This is a genomic window from Lacibacter sp. H407 (genome assembly GCF_037892605.1).
Taxonomy (GTDB): domain Bacteria; phylum Bacteroidota; class Bacteroidia; order Chitinophagales; family Chitinophagaceae; genus Lacibacter.
Genome location: NZ_JBBKTU010000001.1, coordinates 3,116,828 through 3,133,582 on the forward strand (window position 1 = coordinate 3,116,828; position 16,755 = coordinate 3,133,582).

Annotated in this window: 16 protein-coding genes and 1 tRNA gene; 5 read left to right on the top strand and 12 right to left on the bottom strand. The window is 41.3% G+C overall.

The window, feature by feature from the left end; genetic code table 11:
- Positions 1 to 183: 183 nt before the first annotated feature.
- Positions 184 to 1,023: an FkbM family methyltransferase gene (locus WG989_RS13520; RefSeq protein WP_340430101.1), complete on the bottom strand. Its 840-nt coding sequence runs from the start codon at positions 1,021 to 1,023 to the stop codon at positions 184 to 186.
- 54 nt (positions 1,024 to 1,077) lie between these two features.
- Here WG989_RS13520 and WG989_RS13525 point away from each other — a divergent pair, with 54 nt between their 5' ends.
- Positions 1,078 to 1,962, top strand: a complete 885-nt coding sequence (locus WG989_RS13525) for a glycosyltransferase (RefSeq protein ID WP_340430102.1) — start codon at positions 1,078 to 1,080, stop codon at positions 1,960 to 1,962.
- Positions 1,963 to 1,970: 8 nt separating this feature from the next.
- Positions 1,971 to 2,906, top strand: a complete 936-nt coding sequence (locus WG989_RS13530; RefSeq protein ID WP_340430104.1) for a glycosyltransferase family 2 protein — start codon at positions 1,971 to 1,973, stop codon at positions 2,904 to 2,906.
- Positions 2,907 to 2,915: 9 nt separating this feature from the next.
- On the opposite strand, the gene WG989_RS13535 is transcribed toward WG989_RS13530, so the two are convergent.
- The 4 genes from WG989_RS13535 to WG989_RS13550 all read right to left on the bottom strand — a co-directional run bounded on the left by WG989_RS13535 (position 2,916) and on the right by WG989_RS13550 (position 8,488).
- On the bottom strand, positions 2,916 to 4,094 hold the full coding sequence (locus tag WG989_RS13535; protein WP_340430105.1) for a glycosyltransferase family 4 protein: 1,179 nt from the start codon (positions 4,092 to 4,094) through the stop codon (positions 2,916 to 2,918).
- Positions 4,075 to 4,764, bottom strand: coding sequence for an NAD-dependent epimerase/dehydratase family protein (locus WG989_RS13540; RefSeq protein WP_340430106.1), 690 nt, complete (start codon positions 4,762 to 4,764; stop codon positions 4,075 to 4,077). Before WG989_RS13540 ends, WG989_RS13535 begins: the two co-directional genes overlap by 20 nt.
- 104 nt (positions 4,765 to 4,868) lie before the next feature.
- Positions 4,869 to 5,978 (bottom strand): glycosyltransferase family 4 protein, encoded by a 1,110-nt coding sequence (locus tag WG989_RS13545; protein WP_340430108.1) that lies wholly within the window; start codon positions 5,976 to 5,978, stop codon positions 4,869 to 4,871.
- Entirely contained in the window at positions 5,975 to 8,488 is a 2,514-nt protein-coding gene (locus WG989_RS13550; RefSeq protein ID WP_340430109.1) for a YfhO family protein, read from the bottom strand. The genes WG989_RS13545 and WG989_RS13550 overlap by 4 nt, the downstream gene beginning before the upstream one ends.
- 436 nt (positions 8,489 to 8,924) lie before the next feature.
- On the opposite strand from WG989_RS13550, the gene WG989_RS13555 reads away from it, so the two are divergent.
- Positions 8,925 to 9,722, top strand: coding sequence for a queuosine precursor transporter (locus tag WG989_RS13555; protein WP_340430110.1), 798 nt, complete (start codon positions 8,925 to 8,927; stop codon positions 9,720 to 9,722).
- 68 nt (positions 9,723 to 9,790) lie between these two features.
- Here the strand turns inward: WG989_RS13555 and WG989_RS13560 are convergent, their stop codons facing one another.
- From WG989_RS13560 to WG989_RS13580, 5 genes are all read right to left on the bottom strand, one after another.
- Positions 9,791 to 10,243, bottom strand: a complete 453-nt coding sequence (locus WG989_RS13560) for an NUDIX domain-containing protein (RefSeq protein ID WP_340430111.1) — start codon at positions 10,241 to 10,243, stop codon at positions 9,791 to 9,793.
- A gap of 34 nt (positions 10,244 to 10,277) precedes the next feature.
- Complete coding sequence (locus tag WG989_RS13565) at positions 10,278 to 11,216, bottom strand: magnesium transporter CorA family protein (protein WP_340430112.1); 939 nt, start codon at positions 11,214 to 11,216, stop codon at positions 10,278 to 10,280.
- A 26-nt stretch (positions 11,217 to 11,242) separates the two neighbouring features.
- Positions 11,243 to 11,815, bottom strand: coding sequence for a DinB family protein (locus WG989_RS13570; RefSeq protein WP_340430114.1), 573 nt, complete (start codon positions 11,813 to 11,815; stop codon positions 11,243 to 11,245).
- A gap of 32 nt (positions 11,816 to 11,847) precedes the next feature.
- Complete coding sequence (gene dapF, locus WG989_RS13575; RefSeq protein WP_340430115.1) at positions 11,848 to 12,627, bottom strand: diaminopimelate epimerase; 780 nt, start codon at positions 12,625 to 12,627, stop codon at positions 11,848 to 11,850.
- Between the two features lie 102 nt (positions 12,628 to 12,729).
- Positions 12,730 to 13,605, bottom strand: coding sequence for a nucleoside phosphorylase (locus WG989_RS13580; RefSeq protein WP_340430117.1), 876 nt, complete (start codon positions 13,603 to 13,605; stop codon positions 12,730 to 12,732).
- A gap of 51 nt (positions 13,606 to 13,656) precedes the next feature.
- On the opposite strand from WG989_RS13580, the gene WG989_RS13585 reads away from it, so the two are divergent.
- Positions 13,657 to 13,727 (top strand) — tRNA-Cys (locus WG989_RS13585).
- A 54-nt stretch (positions 13,728 to 13,781) separates the two neighbouring features.
- Positions 13,782 to 14,177, top strand: coding sequence for a hypothetical protein (locus WG989_RS13590; protein ID WP_340430119.1), 396 nt, complete (start codon positions 13,782 to 13,784; stop codon positions 14,175 to 14,177).
- A gap of 94 nt (positions 14,178 to 14,271) precedes the next feature.
- Here the strand turns inward: WG989_RS13590 and WG989_RS13595 are convergent, their stop codons facing one another.
- Together WG989_RS13595 and WG989_RS13600 are read right to left on the bottom strand one after the other, a co-directional pair.
- Positions 14,272 to 15,174, bottom strand: coding sequence for an ABC transporter six-transmembrane domain-containing protein (locus WG989_RS13595; RefSeq protein WP_340430121.1), 903 nt, complete (start codon positions 15,172 to 15,174; stop codon positions 14,272 to 14,274).
- Between the two features lie 139 nt (positions 15,175 to 15,313).
- Entirely contained in the window at positions 15,314 to 16,741 is a 1,428-nt protein-coding gene (locus WG989_RS13600) for an SET domain-containing protein-lysine N-methyltransferase (RefSeq protein WP_340430122.1), read from the bottom strand.
- Positions 16,742 to 16,755 lie beyond the last annotated feature (14 nt).

Consider the following 16,755-nt stretch of genomic DNA (forward strand, 5'->3'; position numbering starts at 1 on the left):
TTTTTAGCGGTTCCTCGATATATAAGATGAAATAGGTATAGCTTCGTAAAGCCGTTGTTAACCTCTGTAATACATCTATATCCCCTCAGTTTTTAGCAGTAAGTGAAACCCGGGCTTGTTTATACGGGCTGCTGTTATGTCTTGATTTTTCAGCCATTTTCTTAAACGAATTACAAAAAGTTATCATGCCTTCCTTCGGATACAAAAAATATTCAGTTGTACATCAAAGTTGTGAACGGGATTTTTTTGTTTGGTAAACGGGTGATCATAAATACTTGTGGCTTCTTTGATGTAAAACGAAAAACCATTTGTTTCAAGTATTGTCAGCATTTCAACAAGCTCTTTATTCTGCTCATAGGTGCCGTGGTATTCGATAAAAAGATTCTGCACATGCTGTAATTGCGGTACAATGTCTTTTAGTACTTCATATTCTGCACCTTCGATATCGATCTTTAAAAAATCTACTTTTTTCGTCAGGATATCTTTCAACCGGAAACCTTGCACCGTTACAGTTTTGCCATTTTCACTGGAAGTGCTTATACTGCTGCCCATTGTTCCTGTTACTGTAAATTGAAGCGGATCGTTTGTGATCCATACCGCAGCTTTGTGGAGTGTAACATTGTTTAACTGAAATGAGTTGATATTTTTTTGAAGCAATTCAAAGTTTTTTTCATCGGGCTCAAAGGCGATCACTGTTGCATCCGGATACAATTGTTTTATATAAATGATGCTAAGCCCGATATTCGATCCGCAGTCGACAACAACGGCGTTTGGTGGCAGTTGTTGACTATAAGCTTTATCAATAAAGATTTCTTTCAATCCAAATAAAAATTCCTGTGCATTGGTGAAATATACTTTTTTGCCGGATAGGTTGTGATGTCTTAATTTTCCTGCCGGTAAGTGTTTCAGTATTTTCAGTTTCAGCCAGCTGATATTTACTTCCCGGTATGGGTTATGTATAAAACGATTGACTGTGTGGTTAAAGCCTTTGAGGAGGTTATTGAAGAAAGAGTTATTCGACATTTTTTATTTACGTATCAGGCAAATGTAGGTTTTTTTGATTTTTAAAGAGAAGCTATGCTTTCAGTACTTATTTGTTCAATTAATGAGGAGTTGCTAAGGCAGGTAAAGGAGAATATTGCTGAAACTGTTGGGGTGCCCTATGAAATATTGGTGTGGGACAACAAAGCAAGTAATGATGGTATTTGTAAAGTGTACAATCGTTTGGCAAGTGATGCAAAATATCCATTACTTCTGTTTGTGCACGAAGATGTTACGTTTGAGACAATGAACTGGGGGCAAAAGCTGGCGCAGAAATTTGAGGAAGATGCTGCAGTGGGATTAATTGGTGTAGCCGGCAGCAGGTATAAAGGAAAAATGTACTCTGGCTGGTATACGTCCAAAAAAGAAATGGATGTGTTCAACATTATTCACACAGATGGGAAGCATGTGAATGAAATGCACAACCGCCCCGCCCCATCAACTCACTATCATGATGCTGTTTGTATCGATGGTGTTTTTATGATGTGCCGAAAGAATGTGTGGGAGCAGGTGGGCTTCGATGATCAGTTATTAAAAGGATTTCATTTTTATGATATTGATTTCTCTGTACGTGCATCGGCAGTTGCCAAGGTAATGGTTGTTACAGACGTAACATTGGTGCATTATACGCTTGGTGGTGATTACGGTAGCAGATGGGTGAAGGAAGCATTTATTTATCATGCTGCAAAGGAAAAACATCTTCCTGTTTCTGTTGGCGAAATTCCTGCCGGTTTTGAATTGCAGGTTGCAGCCTGCTGGCTCGATTGGTTGAAGGATAAGCCCGTTTCATTCAGCTATCGGATACAATGGGTATGGCGTCAGCAACTTTGGAAGTATACTTCGCTGTGGTATGCCATTGCCAAGTTTATGCTCTATCGGCCAACCGGACTTCAGTATCTTCATCGGCTCATTAAAAAGTAAGCGGTACAATGGAGCATAAACCACTTCTTTCAATTTGCATCCCGGCCTATAACAGGTTGCCTTTTCTGCAACGATTGCTGGAGAGTATTGCTGTGCAGCAGTTCGCCGATTTTGAAGTGATTGTTACAGACGATTCAACGAATGATGCGGTGGAACAATTTCTTACTCAACAAGTCTATCGTTTTCCGTTTCAATACATCCGTAATCAACAACAACTTGGAACTCCACGCAACTGGATGGAAGGAATGAAGTATGCTTCAGGAACCTGGATCAAGATCATGCATGATGATGATTGGTTTGCTGCAGCAGATTCATTGAAAGTATTTGCTGAACATATGAATGAAAAAGTAGATTGTATTTTTTCCGGTTATTCCATCTACAATGAAAAAACCAAGCTGTTAGCAGATCAAACAATTTCAACAGCACGTTTCGAAGCAATTCAAACACATCCCTATCTTTTGTTTGCAAAGAATGAACTGGGGCCACCCAGTGTGTTATTGTTCAAAAGTTCAATGAATGAGTTGTACGATCCTTCGTTTAAATGGCTGGTCGATTTGGAAGCATATATCAGGATGATGTTACGATATAAAGCTGTGTACATTCCGCAGTCGTTGATCACCATGAGCAGGAACGATACACAGGTAACAAATGAAGTGTTCAGGAATGCGGCTGTTGAGATCAAAGAAGCGCTCATGTACTATCAAAAGCTTGGGGCTGCAACGCATGCACAGCTTTATACGTACGATGCATGGTGGCGGTTACTGCGTAATCTTTCCATTCGTTCAAAACAGGAATTAGTTTCTTATGCGGATGGAATAGCAGTTCCGGAATTTTTATTACAGTTGCTCAGGTTTCAGCAAAAAATACCAATGACCCTGTTGAAGAACGGTGTTGTTTCCAAACTGTTGATGAGTTATTCGTTTTTACGAAGCAAACGAACATGAGATGCGAGCTTATTCGTTAAACATGAGTTTGCGATACGTGCTGCAAAACACCTCCCGACTGAATTTTTCCATCGCTATTTCCCTGCTTCGCTTTCCAAGTTGTGTCCGCAGTTCCGGATTAGCTTGGAGGCGTTCAATATAGCCGGCACCTTCTGATATTATTTCATCTTCCGTTTGTGATTGGATCAACAGCCCATTTTCGTTATGATGAATGTAATCGGGTATGCCATTAACAGCCGTCGATACCACTGTTTTTCCGTGCGCCATCATTTGCATCACCACCACAGGTAACCCTTCAAACAACGATGTCATCAGCAACACATCGGCTTCCTGATAAATGCGTTTCATCAGGGCTTCGTCTTTTACATTGCCATAGAATTTGCAGAAAGGGTAGTCGGCTTCACGAACGATATTCTCTACATCGCCAACAAAATTAAATTGAACCGGCAGCCCTTTTTTATGAATCACAGTTGCGATGGCAGCAATCAAATGCACTCGTTTCTGCGCAGCACCACGTCCAATAAAATACACCTGCATTACAGGATTGTCAATTGGATCGAATATTGGAATATCAATGGCATTGTCAATAAACAGTAAACGATTGAAGTATTGTGCAGGTAATTCGTTCTGTTTGTATTGGGCTTCAATTTTTTTCTTCAATTCTTCCGTGCTGAATATCCGGGTTGAAATATCATCGATATAGCCAATGGTATAATTCATCCATGTATCAAGGTGACAGATCTCAATGCGTTTTACACTGGCAGGTAAATGTGGGATCACTTTATAGAAGTACAGACATTCCCCTCCTAATACCACGGGTATTTGTTGTTGCCTGATCCACGAAGCGATAACACCCCTATAGAAAAAATTGACGAAGTGATAGAGTTTGTTGTCGATTTTTTTATGCAGGTCGATAATTCTGGCTCCTTCAATGGTAAAGCGATCACTGAACTGATTGTTGCGAGGATACTTTGAAAAAATGATCAACGGTTTTTTGTCTTTGATGCATTCAGTAATATCAATATTCACTTGTGGGGCGCCACCAATATCAGCATTCGAAAAAAATAATACGGCACCGTGTTTTGTTTGTAACGGAACGAGTGCTCCATACAATTTGCCCAGCCACACAAACGGGGCCATCAGCAACTGTTCAATAAAAAGTTTTTGTTTAACTGACCGGTAGCTCATTGGCAGGAAAATATTTGGTCAGTAATTGTGCAAAATAATGTTCATCAAACTCCAGCTTCAACTCACTTAATACAGCTTCGATGGCTGTAATATCAATCAACGGACTGCTGCCTCTGTCAACAATACTGTAATCGGCTTTTTTAGAAAAGTGTTGTTCAATTCCGTGGATGATGCTGATCACAGAGTAGTTTACCGGGTTTGCAATATTAATGATCTCCGAGTTGTGTGTTTGCTTTTGCAGAATACAATTGCAAATAGCATACATGTCGTCAAGATCAATCAGGTTACGGGTAGCATATTTCCAGGCGGTGAAATGTTGTCCCTCACAAATATGTGTAATGAAATAGTTGAGAATCGTATTTCTGTTATCTGTTTTGCCAATGGGATTTGAAACACGGAAAATAATGTGATTGGGGTGTGTTTCCTGAATGAGTTTTTCTGCAGTAAGCTTGTGCAATACATATGCCGATTGCTGCATCGCCGGATCATAAATGCTGCATGTGCTGAAATAAACCAGTTGTGCTCTTGGATAATTCCGGATCGTTTCTTTCAGCAGGTTCAATTCCCGTACAAAACTATCTACGTCATTCAAAGTAGAATTGGAAATGCCTGATGCGAATACAACAAAACGTTCATCATCCTTGTATGAACCAAACCTTGTCGCTATCATGCCATTCCCGATTACCATCTTTCCCGTTTTAGTTTTCTTGCTGTTGTTTTCTGTTTGTAAATATACCGATTGTGAAAACTATGCTGAAACTGCTTTCATAAACACTATAAATGCTGCAATGCTTTTGTAACAACAGCGGTCCAGTTATAGGTTGCGTAAAAGGCGGCAGGAGTATCCGTTGTGCCTGCATTGGCAACTGTTGCTATACTCTTGACAAATGCATTCCAGTCACCATCTTTCACAATACTTAGTTTGTTGCCACAAACCATTCGATCAACACCAGTTGCTCCGGTTTCCGTTGCCACCACACTTGTATTTGATCCAAGTGCTTCGATCATCTTTGTTTTAACACCACCACCGCTATTTACAGGATTCAAAAGTATGTCGGCAGCTTTCGTATACAGATCAATATCCTCTACAAAACCTGCATAAAAAATATGTTCGCTGTTCCATTGTTTTAATTCGCCAAACTCATTGGGTAAACGTTTTCCAGCAATAAGAATATTATACTGTAAGCCGGATTGTTTCAACAACGGATTGATCTTTTCAATAATAGTACGGAGCGCATCCGTATTGGGTTTGTAGTCGAGCAAACCATTAAAGAAGAGGAACAAAGCATTGGGATCAAGTTGGTGTTTTGCAGATACCTGTTGTTTAAAGATAGCCTTATCAGCAGGTACTTGCGTTTGTGTAATGCCGTAAGGAATCAGCACACAGTTCGATGCAGGTATGTTCAGTTGTTCAATCATGCGGTTTCTGTCTTCTGCCGAAATACAAAAAACAGTATCAGCTGCTCTTAATACAAAACCTTCATACCATTTCAACAAAGGCCACCAGCTTTTGCCTACAGTTCTGAAACGTTCATACTCCACATTATGTGTATGAATCACCAGGTTTATTCCGCAACTCTTTTTCAGCATCCAACCTAACCAACCAAGATAGGGGTGTTCAATAATGACCGTTTCGATACGTTGCTCTTTGATGATTTTTTTCAAACGAAAAAAAGCAAACAGATCTGCATAACGCAGTTGACTGTTGATGAAAACAGGGTGGAACGTATAGTTGGTTGCAAGTGCTGCATCGTTATTGTTTGTACCCGCTACATGTAACACGCATTGTTCTCCCAGAAAGGAAGTGAACTGAGCAATGAGTTTCTGCCCTCCCGAAAAAAAAGGCAGGTAAGGGTAAGGAACAATCGTCAGCACCCGTTTCATGAGTCTGCTTTTCTGCTGCTGCGCCATTCCATAAACAGACTTCCGAATAAAAGCAGGAAGGCAAGTAATGACGCATACATGGTAATGCTGTTTCCTAATTCGTATGAACGTGGTTCAAATTTCAATTCAATTTTATGTTTACCGGCCGGAACGGGTAAGCCACGCAATGCGTAGTTTGTTTTTACAATTGGAACTTCCTTGCCATCAATGAATGCTTTCCAGCCACGTGGATAATACACTTCACTGAACACCGCATACTGGTTGGCAGCAGCAGATGATTCATAAAGAATGTAATCGTTTTTATTTTCAATCAAACGAATGGTTGCTGTTGAATCGGCAACAGGTTCGCTGCCAATATTGGCTTTGAATTTCGTTTGTACAACAGCTGTATCACGCAGATTGGTGCTGTCCAGTGCTTTCATTTCTTCTCTTCCATCAGCTACGTATTTGATCGCTTTTACAAACCATACCGGACCAAATGCTGCAGGATTCATTTGAGCAATCCGTTGGCCATTCTGCGGATTTTGTACAATGAAGTATTTTGTGTTGAGCATGTTCAACACCTGCATATTATTTTTAGCGATCTGGTTTTCGATCAGGTCCTGGTAGATCTGCAGCTTGGCAGGGTGATAACCACCAATAGAATTATGATGATACGACGTAAATGATTCGTTGGTGAAATCAGTTGTTGTATTCAATACACGGTAATAGCCGGTATCCTGTTTGATCATTTTATCTGCTTCCGACAGTATAAACGAGTTGTCGAATTCATCCGGTTCTACAAATGAACTTTCATTGATGTAACGTTTGCCAACTGCCATCACATCAAATGAACTTATAAGTAACAGGGTAATCATCACAGGAAATGCCTTCATCTTTTGATAGGCAAACGCCCACAGCAAACCGAGACCAAGTGCCAGTAAGAAAACAGTACGCATTAAATCGCCGCCGAATAATCCTTTGCGATCGGTTTGAATAGCTGTGATGAATGAGCGTCCAAATGTTTCTGCCTGTTGCTGCATTTCAGCCGTTACCTGCTGGCCTTGTTGCGTGTACTGTTGCAACATCGCACCGCTCATGTTGTCTTTGATCCGGCTATCGTTTGGTGAAGAATAATCAAAACTGAAATACATGATGGCTGCAAGAGCGATCAACGCAACGGATGCAATGGCTGTATTCTTCCAGGCCTTTTTAATTTTATCGGCACTATTGTTTCCGAATAAAAGATTGTTGAGTGTAATTGCTCCCATGGCAACAAAACACAATTGCGGAATTACAAGTCCCATCGATGGTGCACGGAATTTTTTATAGAGCGGCATATAGTCGAATAAGAAATAGTTGATGCTTTCAACATTTTTGCCCCAAGCCAGTAATACCCCAAATAAACCTGCGGCCAGCAAACTCCATTTCAGCCAACCTTTTTCAAAGAAGAGTGCAAATACAAACAGTAACATCACGATCGCTCCAAAATAAACCGGACCGGAAGTAGGTTGTTGATCGCCCCAATACGACATACCGTTTGCTGATTGCAAGGCCTGATCTTCGGGATAACCAACTTCCATTAACTTATCTGCAAATGCAGATTTTTTGTACTCTGAGCCACCGTTACTGCCGCCATAAATACCGGGGATCAGTAATGTAAATGTTTCACCTACGCCTACACTGTACTTAAAAGCATAGTCTTTATCAAGTCCGCCGCTTGTTGTATTCTTATCGGTGGTTTGTTTTAATTCACTTACACCACCACGCATACTTTCTTTTGCATAATCCCAGTTAGTGAGTGTGTGGATGGCATTACTACCAAAAGCAACAAGACCAACGAACAATGCAATGGCAAAACTTTTAAACGCTGCTGCCACTTCTTTTTTCCTGAAGCTATCGATCAAAAATCCAATACAGAGTATGGCAAGAATAATGAGTGTATAGTAAACGATCTGCAAATGGCCGGTGCTTATCTGCAAGCTGGTGCCCGTTATTAGCGCAGCAATACCAACCCACCATCTTTTTTGAAAGAGGAGTAATAAACCTGCGATCATCAATGGTGCATAACCCATTGCCAGCATTTTTGTATCGTGGCCGGCACCAATTATAACCGGATTGTATGTTGAATAGCCGTAGGCCAATGCACCCATGATGGCAATCCATGGATTGAGGCGTAGCGAAAGCCCCAGTATGTAAAAGCAAATACATGCCAGGAAAAAGAAGTTGGCAGGCTTTGGCAATTTCAACATAATGATCTCTTGTACATAAGCAAACATGATCTTGTGCTTTGCTTCCATTGCAAAGTGGTACGTTGGCATACCCCCAAACATGCTGTTAGACCAGTTTGGGAAAATGCCTTGTTTCTCCCGAACTTCAAACGATTGCTGGGCCATACCTTTCCATCCAAGGTTGTCGGTTGCATTTAACACCTTGCCTTCAAGTACCGGTTTGCAATAGATCAACGCAACAACAATAAAAACAACCACTGCAATGGCATGTGGCATCAGCTTTTTGAAATCAAACTTCATGTGCTATTTTTTATTTCTTTTGGTCAAACAGGATCGCCTTGAAAATATTCACTGACCAAGTATAAGAATGAATATTTTTCACGGCTTAACTCATGTGTGAAAATTTTCAGTTTCAGTGAGGCAAAATAATGGTATTTTGGGGGATTGACAGCATTTTTAACTGTATGAAAGGATTTTTATTTCTTAGCAAGGTTGCCCTCATTTTGAATGTATTATTTCTTATTTGCCTGATCCTGCGATACATCCCTTTCGTCAGCTCTCAGTCAATACTCGTTGTACTGATCATTGGCGGATGGTTTTTGAGTTTGTTAGTGAACATTCTTGTGAGTGTTTGGTTATCTGTGCTGTTGTTGCAGAAAAGACTACAACTCACGGTCTATTCGGTCCATTTCTTTAATGTGGCGGTTTTTATCTTTCAACTTCTTTATTTCTTTTTATGATCAAACAACTGCTTTCCGATAAATCAACCAAACTCTTCCTGGTGCTGGCTGGTTTTTTTATTGCCAATGCATTGATCGCTGAGATTATTGGTGTAAAGATCTTTTCATTGGAAAAAACATTGGGCTTTTCGCCCATGGAATTGAAGTTGTTTGGAAATGTGTTGTCGGTGAATTTAACTGCCGGTGTATTGCTGTGGCCCGTTGTGTTCATCATGACTGATATTATTAACGAGTATTATGGTATGAAGGGTGTTCGTTTTCTTTCGTATCTCACGGCCGGCCTCATCACGTTTGCCTTTCTTGTATTTGTCATGGCGATGAATCTAACACCAGCCGATTTTTTTATCACCAGCAAACAGGGGAGCGGTGTTCCTGATATGGAAAAAGCATACAACAGTGTGTTGGGGCAGGGTGGCTTTATCATCATCGGTTCATTAACAGCGTTCATTCTTGGCCAGCTGATCGATGTATTTGTTTTTCATCGGATCAAAAAAGTAACAGGTGAAAAAAACATCTGGTTACGTGCAACCGGGTCCACATTGGTATCGCAGTTCATTGATAGTTTTGTGGTACTCTTTATTGCGTTTTATATTGGAACAAGAGTGAATCAGAATGGTACAGACTTCGTGTGGCCCATGAGTTTGTTTTTGGCAGTAGGAGTGGTGAACTATATCTATAAATTTATTGTGGCTATCTGTTTAACACCGGTTATTTACCTGATGCATTCGGTGATCGAACGTTATCTTGGAAAGGAACGGGCAACGGAAATGAAGGAAGCAGCTATGCAGGCTTAATAGCAATAAGCAATGTACTATATGCAATAAGTACGTTCGTGTTCGCTTGCGGGGCTGCCTACTAACCACTAACTATTTCCCTTCAGCAATCGTGCAACCACTTTGTCAATAGGGAGAGTTAACGCATCTTCACTAAATACATTCCAATCAATCAGACGGAATACTTCGGCTTCGCCTTTTGGATCAGCAATTTGATGGGGTTCAAAATCAAACAGTGTTTGTTTGAATGGAACAGTGATCGTTTCCAGTGGCTTTACATGGTAGTAGATAGAGACAATCTGATGTTCGGGGTTAAATGCACTACGTTGATAGAAATCGGTTGTATAAATATGTTCGCCAATTTCAGCTTCAATATTCAGTTCCTCTTTCATCTCCCGTTTCAAACAATCCCTTGTGCCTTCGCCGAACTCCAATCCGCCGCCGGGAAATTTGGTAACATAGGCTCCACGTATAAACTCATCGCTTACCAATACCTGCTTTTGTTCGTTAATGATAATGCCGTAAACCCGAATATTGAACATTTTTCTGCTGATTAATGAGTGGTGAAATGATTGTTTAAAACAACTTCTTTCGCAAAAAGAAAATGCCGAGCAGTAATGATAATACCAATGAAATAAGGATCGGAAAATAGAATGCAAAGGATGAATGCGCACCCGGGATCGGCACATTCATTCCATAAATACTTGCTACCAATGTAGGCAGTTGCAGCATAATGGTAATGGAAGTTAAACGCTTCATCACCTGATTCTGGTTATTGCTGATGAGGCTGGCAAATGCATCCATCGTTGAACTCAGGATGTTGGTATAAATATTCGCCATCTCAAGGGCCTGACTGGTATCTACGATCAGATCCTGCAAAAACTCATCTTCTTCTTCATTCAATGCCAGAAATTTGGTGCGTTGCAATTTCATCAACAACATTTCATTGCTGCGCAAAGCCGTAACAAAATACACCAGGCTTTTCTGGATACGCATCAAGTCAAGCAACTCTTCATTCCGGTTGGCATCATATAATTTTTGCTCCAGTAAATTTCTACGATGGTTGATCTCTTTCAAAAATTCCATGTAGGCCTGCACCACTTTTTCAAACACTTTCAACACCATCATATTCCGTTTGTCCGGGTGGCGGTTTTGAAACGTGTTCAGGAATTTTTTGATGGCTCCATTATCAAAGGAGTTAACCGTTACGATCTGGTTATGCGTTAAGATGATGCAAATGGGTATGGTGATATAAAACGCATCACTGTCGTTAAAGGAGTTGTTCTCGGCCGGTGTTTTAATAACGATCAGCTTTACATTATCCTCCAGTTCGTAACGGGAACGTTCATCAATATCAAGTGAGTCGGCAAGAAAATCGATGGGGATGTCCAGTGCTTCTGCAATTTCAGTAAACTCTTCCTGTTTTAATGGTGGAACAATATTGATCCAGGCCCCGCTTTCAGGCTTTTCAATTGCAAGGGTTTTCCCATTTTCGTTTTTGAAGAATTGCAGCATAGCGGCGCAAAGGTAAGAGCCGGTTTCTAATCTGCAGTTGAAAATTCCAGCGCCTCGTTTTTCCTGTTACGGATGGTTTTGTAATGGTGGGTGTTGTGAAACAGGTTGAAATAAAGCAGTTCCCTTATCGTGATCATTCCTAATACGGGATGTGGCACCTGGTATTCATCCATGGTATCGTCTTCCCAGTAATAGCGGATCTGGTCAAGGAATTTTATCGTAAGATGTTCAAAGCGGGTGATCAGTTTTTCCTTCGCTCCTTTTTCTTCTTTTACAACCGGGATATAACGTTTGTCCTGTTCGTAACCGGCATCGAGCTTCTGGTAATAGACCTGCAACAGTTCTTCGTATGAAAGTGATTTGTGATCGGGTTTGCCATACTTCCACTTCAATAAAAATTTGGGAGCAAACAAGCCGAGCCAGCTTTTATGTAAACTGAGTGAAAGATGTTCGAGATTTTCTGCAACAGACCATTGTTCAGATTTATAAAAAAACTGAACCTCATCCATTTGCCTGCATTGTTTTAAAATGTCCTCAATGGTATTCTCAGCATGGCTGATGATCTGAAACTTATTTAAATGATAGCGTTTTGCGATCATTGGGTGTAGGGTTAGGGTTTTTGGATATTGGATTAAAGTTCGATCGTACCGCTGAAGACAAATGTGGCGGGGCCACAAAGCCAAATGTTTTCAAAAGACGAGTCGGATATTTTTTTAAACTTCACTTTCAACTCTCCGCCCGGCGTCAGGATCTTTTGTTCCTGCTGTCCGGTGGTGGCGCTACTGGCTGCTATTGCTGCGGCTGTAACACCTGTACCACAACTCAGGGTTTCGGCTTCTACACCCCGTTCATAGGTACGTACGCTGAGAGCATCTTCGTGAACCTGAACAAAATTAACATTGATCCCTTCTTTTATGAAAGGGGGTGAATTGCGTATGCGTTTTCCCTCATCATAAACTGCGGTTTTTGCGATATCCTTTTCCCAGCGGATATAATGCGGTGAACCCGTATTTAAAACGGCATGATCAGCATTTTTTTCAATGCTGTTTACGTCTTTCATTTTCAATTCAACCCAGCTGTTTTCTTTCACCACCGCTTCGTGAAACCCGTCTGTAGCAAGGAATGCAGCGGTTTTGTCGATCACACCTAACCGCTTTGCAAAAGCTACTAAACAGCGTCCGCCGTTGCCACACATGCTGCCTTCGTTACCATCGGCATTATAGTACAGCATTTCAAAATCGTAGCCATCTTTGAGCTGCAACATCATCAAACCATCGGCACCGATGCCGAATCTTCTATCACATAAATAGGCTATTTGTACGCTGGTTAATTGCGTAAAATTACCAGAGCGATTATCCAGTATAACGAAATCGTTGCCGGTGCCTTGGTATTTGTAGAAAGGAATGGTCATTAATAAGTTTAAAGTTGAATGTTTCGGGTTGAAGGTTAAAATTACGACTTAAATAGCTGATGCTGGTTCGTGAGGGGTGTACATTAAACGTTAAACCTTCAACTAGATAGCAGCGATTATCGCCAACGATTTAGTTATCAAATGATCAACGGCCGCTCCGCCATCTTTACTGAATTCTTTCTTTACCCGGTTAGCTACAATAGCGCTGATGGATAAGCATTGATGCCCCATCATTTTACCCAGACCATAAATGGCTGCCGTTTCCATTTCAAAGTTGGTGATTCGGTGCTGACCGAATTGAAATTGTGTTAGCCTATCGATCAAGGCAGGATTGGAGAGACCAAGACGTAACACTCTTCCTTGCGGACCATAAAATCCCGGACAGGTTACTGTAATGCCATGATGATAACCTTCTACAAAATGTTTGAGCAATTGCGAGCCTGCACTTGTTACATAAGGATACGATAAACTATCCTGCACCTGCGTATGTGTAACGAACGATTGCATGATCTGTTTTTCTTCTTCATTACTGTCGTGCCGGTAAAAATGAAGGAGATTATCGATCCCTAATCCATGTGTAGAAACCACAAATCCATCAACCGGAATATCGGCCTGCAATGCACCCGATGTGCCAAGGCGAATAATATGTAAAGAGGTGAGTGTTGGCTTGATGGTTCTTGTTTCGAAATCAATATTCACCAATGCATCCAGTTCATTTAATACAATATCAATATTATCCGGACCAATACCTGTCGACACAACAGAGATTCGTTTCTTTCCGATGTAGCCCGTATGCGTAACAAATTCACGGTGTTGAGATTTATGTTCAATGGAATCAAAATGTTTGGAAACTTCTTTTACCCGATCCGGGTCGCCTACGGTAATAATGGTAGTTGCTAATTCATCGGGGCGCACATCTAAATGGTAAACAGCCCCTCTGTTATTGATGATGAGTTCGCTTTCCGCAATTCTTTGCATAGTTCTTTGGGAGTATTTGCCCGAATATACTACATTTGCACCTCACAAATTGGTCCTGTGGCCGAGTGGCTAGGCAGAGCTCTGCAAAAGCTCGTACAGCGGTTCGAATCCGCTCGGGACCTCTAAAAAAATGAAAAGCGTTGGAACCATCCTGCGCTTTTTCTGTTTGTAAGCTTATGCGTTATTCAAATTATATTGGCATACTTGCCGGGTTACTGATGTTACTGGCCGCCCGCTTTACCTGGATATATATTCCATCGATCAATGCAACAGTAACAGGATTTGGTTCCGATACCGTTTCGAAATTTGGTATGCCTGTATTGATGAATATGGTGATGCTGGGGATGGCGTTTCTGTTTTTTTTAATTCCAAAACTTTGGGCTAAACGTATCAACCCTTTTGTAGGTGCAATTAATTTTGCATGGGCATTACGAAATCTGTTGTTATTATCTACTTGTCGTAACGGAGAATGTCCGCAGTCAACAGTTTGGCTGTACGTTTATTTTGCTGCTTCTGTAATTGTATTAGCAATGACTGTACTTCCGGATTTGAAAATAGTAGAGAAGAAGTAAGGGCGTAAAGGAGTTTGGAATCAGGAATAGGGAATTGGGTAAGTAATAGGTGTTACTAATTCCAAATCCCCAATTACCAGTTCCTAAATATCAATTATGCCGCAGTTATCACCGTCTCCGGATCATGTTCCCTTCCATGCACTTCTTCAGGTTGTAATTCTACACGGTGCAAAATATCTTTCAAGGTTGCCATTCGTTGGATCATGTACGGAACAGTATCTAATCCACTTACAAATTTGAGAATGTAAGTATAGATACCGATCATATCACCGGCCTGTAATGTTTTCCCATTTACTGCTGATACCGTCAGTAAAGAAGCGGTGATGATCACCATTACCAACAATTCCATCACACCAAAATTCCATGCTTCCTGATCGCTGATCTTGATCTGCCATTTCCGCAACTTGTTGTAATGTTCGTTAATTCGTAATGGATTTCTGGTGGCGAGTACGTTGATCTGTTGCTCCAGTTCATCATTCTTCTGCTTGTTGAGTTGGCGCATCCGTTTTCCATAAATATAACTGGTGATGGTAACAGGGATCAACATCAACATGCAGAGCAATACTACCTGCGTATCGTAAAAGAATAAGAGGATCAATGAGCCGGCAATGTTGTACACTGCTTCAATAATATAATTGAGATCATATTCAAGGAAGTCGATAAACTCACGTGATAATGTTGAATGTGCACTGAGCTTCGATAACTCTTTGTTCTTGTGCCGGGTCATCAACTTTACAACAAGCGATGTATAAATATCGGAGTAGGTACGTGAATCGTAACGGTGACGGATAGTACCTGTAACCACCCACAGCAGGTGAGCACCAGCGAGATAAAACAAGCCGTGGTACGAACCTTTGATGAGATCGTTCACAGCTTCTCCCAGAAAATACGGACGCATCAGCAGCCCCAGCATTTCCACGGCAAACAAGGAATAAGTGAGGAGTAACTTATACTTATACTGTTTTACAATTGTGTTGATCACCCATTTTCCAGGCATATACTTCCTCCTTCCGGTTTAAAAAATCCTCAAAATAGACTGTGCAGAATCACCGGAGTTTAGTGAAAGAGAATATTTCTTTTCCGGTAGAATGGATCAGTAAAGGCGTTGCAAAGATAAGCCGGAAGTGGGGTTGATGTTACCAGAGGTGTTGTTCCCGTTGTGTAACAGCGTTTCCTTTTGTACCTGAAATTAATTTGCGGCAATCGGGCGTACCACACTGGCATTCAAATGTTTCAGCACTTTCATCGAGAAGGTCGGCATAGTCCATTGTGAGTTCCTGACCCGGTAAAATGGGGGATAAAGCGACTAAGTTGAGACCTTTGTAAGCAGTGTTCGGTCGGCAGGAATGGTTTTGCGGCGCCCATTCAGACGGGTTATTGTCCCAGAGTACATACACTTCGGTACTGAGCGGAACGGCATAATGGCGGAATAACAGCTTCTCTTCGGGTAGCCAGTTTTCGTCCACATAACGTTTGGTAACGATACGTTGCGGACGTTCTTCGCCCTTGAAGATCACCTCGTCTTGAGCAATCGGACAGGTAGCATAGATACCGAAGCCGGCAATTGAATTGCCCTTCATTACATATTTCTTTTGCTTTCGTTTGTGGCGGGCAATGCCTTCCTCAATGATGTGTTGCAGAAAACCAGCCTGACCAATGCCATCGGCTTTAATAATATAATCGGCACTGCCTTCGTATCCATCTGTATAAAAAACAGAGCAGGTGAAATTTACTTCCAGGAAAAACAGTTTGCCGGCATCGTTCATCCGGAAATCCATGCGGGCATAGCCAACACCACCAAAGCTGCGGAAAATGCGCTGGGCCGCTTCCGTTAGTTGTTGCTTGATCGCTGCATCCGTAACAGGAATATTGCTTTCGGGATGTAACTCCGATGTTTTGAGTGCATAAGTTTTAAAGGTTCTTCCCTCCGGAAAAATAAATTCAATGGGTTGAAACACTTTGCACTTCTTTTCATCTTTTGCATCAGCCGCAACAAGCACAGTGAATTCTCTGCCGGCAATATATTCTTCAATCAATAATTGCGGATAATGCTGCAATACGGCAAATGCTTTTTGCTGCAGTTCGTCGATGTTGTGGCAAATGGAATGTTCATCAATACCTAAACTGTCGCCTGCCTTGGAGGGTTTTACAAAAAGGGGAAACATCAGATGCTTTACCTGTTGCTCAAGATTCTCCACTGTTTCCAGCAATGCATAATTTGCAGTAGCCACACCTTCGGTATAGGCAACGTATTTCATTAACTCTTTGGGCGGATCGTAGAGTAACGTGTTTGGTCCGGTGAATGGAAGATTGAGTAATTCCAATGTATAGATCACATCAATCGACGGCACTTCCCATTCTAAGTAGCCTTCACATAAATTCACAAAACAATCGTAGCCATTTTTACTAAGCTCGAGTAATTGTTTGTAGGTAGTGAGTTTGTTGAGTAACACGTGATCGAACTGTACTTGTGGTAACAGGTTCGATAAATTTCTTGCAGGATCGTAATATTGATAATCAACAGCAGAAGTAGAATAGTCGGGTTGCAGTACACAGATCTTCATAACACATCGGCAAT